The sequence below is a fragment of the Oleiphilus sp. HI0125 genome (assembly GCF_001635355.1).
Window position 1 is genome coordinate 1 of sequence record NZ_LWGF01000010.1, and the last position, 931, is coordinate 931.

General features: G+C 45.0%; 1 protein-coding gene. It reads right to left on the bottom strand.

Features of this window, described 5'->3' with window-relative positions:
• On the bottom strand, positions 1 to 931 hold a 931-nt coding region (locus A3762_RS00510; protein ID WP_156493087.1), incomplete at both ends, for an SDR family oxidoreductase.

The following is a 931-nucleotide window of genomic DNA, read 5'->3' on the forward strand; positions in this document are numbered from 1 at the left end:
TAATTTGTTTGGCCGAAGTTGCCAGCTATGCCAGAAATAGAGCTGACGCCGACTATTCGTGCATTCTTTGCGAGTGCTTTTTTCTCTATCAAAGCTTCATTAATTTTGATGATCTTTTCAAGATTGAGGTTGAGCACGCTGTCCCATTGCTCCGGTCTCATATTTCGCAAGGTTTTATCGCGGGTGATACCTGCGTTGTGCACAACAATATCAATTACTCCCAATTGAGATGTGATTGAACCAAGTAATTCTTCAACTGCATCTGTGGTTGTTAGATCAAGCGCTATCGCATGTCCGCCGATGCTTGAAGCAAATTGCGTGAGTGGTGCTTGGTTGATAGGTATGTCTAGGCAGACAACGATCGCGCCGTCTCGTGCAAGTACGCGGGCTGTTTCAGCGCCGATGCCAAATGCTGCGCCTGTTACCAAGGCAATTTTTCCTTTAAGGGGTTTATGCCAGCTTGGGGCGACCGTACGGGTATTAGAAACAGTCAGAGATTGACCAGTAATGTAAGAAGATTTTCGCGAAAGCAAAAAGGCTAGAGCTGGGTAGCAGTTTTTATCTGCGCCGCTCTCAACTTCTATAAGATTTGCACTTGCGCCTTTTGCGCCAATTTCCTTCGCTAATGATCGAACAAAGCTTCGCGTGCCCTCAATGCAGGCGTTGTTTTCAGGGCTTTTTTCATCGCTAGTGCGATTTGTAATTACGATAACTCTGCCGTTCTGCTTTAAATGTTTCAGGGCGTGATGAAAGTAGACATAAAGCGACTTCAAGTCGGACGCCGTCTCAAACCCAGTAGCATCAAATATAATGCCTTTAAATTTATGATTTGATGTTTGTGCAAAGTTGATGAGCTCAAGCTTTTGCTTGGCGCTATTGTGTTTATTAAATAGAGCGGCTTTCTTAGGGTCATCCCAGTAAGGGCTCGCGA